Below are 1773 nucleotides of genomic sequence, written 5' to 3'. Positions count from 1 at the left end.
AGTCTCCCACCTATCCTACACATGTAGGTTCAATGTTCAGTGCCAAGCTGTAGTAAAGGTTCACGGGGTCTTTCCGTCTAGCCGCGGGTACACTGCATCTTCACAGCGATTTCAATTTCACTGAGTCTCGGGTGGAGACAGCGTGGCCATCATTACGCCATTCGTGCAGGTCGGAACTTACCCGACAAGGAATTTCGCTACCTTAGGACCGTTATAGTTACGGCCGCCGTTTACCGGGGCTTCGATCAAGAGCTTCGACCGAAGTCTAACCCCATCAATTAACCTTCCGGCACCGGGCAGGCGTCACACCGTATACGTCATCTTACGATTTTGCACAGTGCTGTGTTTTTAATAAACAGTTGCAGCCACCTGGTATCTGCGACTCTCGTCTGCTCCATCCGCAAGGGACTTCACTGATAAGAGCGTACCTTCTCCCGAAGTTACGGTACCATTTTGCCTAGTTCCTTCACCCGAGTTCTCTCAAGCGCCTTGGTATTCTCTACCCGACCACCTGTGTCGGTTTGGGGTACGATTCCTTACAATCTGAAGCTTAGAGGCTTTTCCTGGAAGCATGGCATCAATGACTTCACTACCGTAGTAGCTCGACATCGTATCTCAGCGTTAATAGCGGTCCGGATTTACCTAAACCACCCGCCTACGTACTTGAACCTGGACAACCGTCGCCAGGCCCACCTAGCCTTCTCCGTCCCCCCATCGCAATTGTAAGAAGTACGGGAATATTAACCCGTTTCCCATCGACTACGCCTTTCGGCCTCGCCTTAGGAGTCGACTTACCCTGCCCCGATTAACGTTGGACAGGAACCCTTGGTCTTCCGGCGAGGGAGTTTTTCACTCCCTTTATCGTTACTCATGTCAGCATTCGCACTTCTGATACCTCCAGCAGCCCTTACAGACCACCTTCAACGGCTTACAGAACGCTCCCCTACCCCACATACCCTAAGGTACGTAGCCGCAGCTTCGGTGTATAGCTTAGCCCCGTTACATCTTCCGCGCAGGCCGACTCGACCAGTGAGCTATTACGCTTTCTTTAAATGATGGCTGCTTCTAAGCCAACATCCTGGCTGTCTGAGCCTTCCCACATCGTTTCCCACTTAGCTATACTTTGGGACCTTAGCTGGCGGTCTGGGTTGTTTCCCTCTCCACGACGGACGTTAGCACCCGCCGTGTGTCTCCCGGATAGTACTTACTGGTATTCGGAGTTTGCAAAGGGTTGGTAAGTCGGGATGACCCCCTAGCCTTAACAGTGCTCTACCCCCAGTAGTATTCGTCCGAGGCGCTACCTAAATAGCTTTCGGGGAGAACCAGCTATCTCCAGGTTTGATTGGCCTTTCACCCCTAGCCACAAGTCATCCGCTAATTTTTCAACATTAGTCGGTTCGGTCCTCCAGTTGATGTTACTCAACCTTCAACCTGCCCATGGCTAGATCACCTGGTTTCGGGTCTAATCCTAGCAACTGTACGCCCAGTTAAGACTCGGTTTCCCTACGGCTCCCCTAAACGGTTAACCTTGCTACTAAAATTAAGTCGCTGACCCATTATACAAAAGGTACGCAGTCACACCACGAAGGTGCTCCTACTGCTTGTACGTACACGGTTTCAGGTTCTATTTCACTCCCCTCACAGGGGTTCTTTTCGCCTTTCCCTCACGGTACTGGTTCACTATCGGTCAGTCAGTAGTATTTAGCCTTGGAGGATGGTCCCCCCATATTCAGACAGGATATCACGTGTCCCGCCCTACTCGTTTTCACTGAT

General features: G+C 51.4%; 1 rRNA gene. It reads right to left on the bottom strand.

Features of this window, described 5'->3' with window-relative positions:
- A 23S ribosomal RNA gene (locus tag ACED41_RS21450) occupies window positions 1–1773 on the bottom strand; the annotation flags it as partial.

Source organism: Vibrio sp. 1F255, assembly GCF_041439145.1.
Lineage (GTDB): Bacteria > Pseudomonadota > Gammaproteobacteria > Enterobacterales > Vibrionaceae > Vibrio > Vibrio crassostreae_C.
This window is presented reverse-complemented; position numbering and strand designations above follow the sequence as displayed.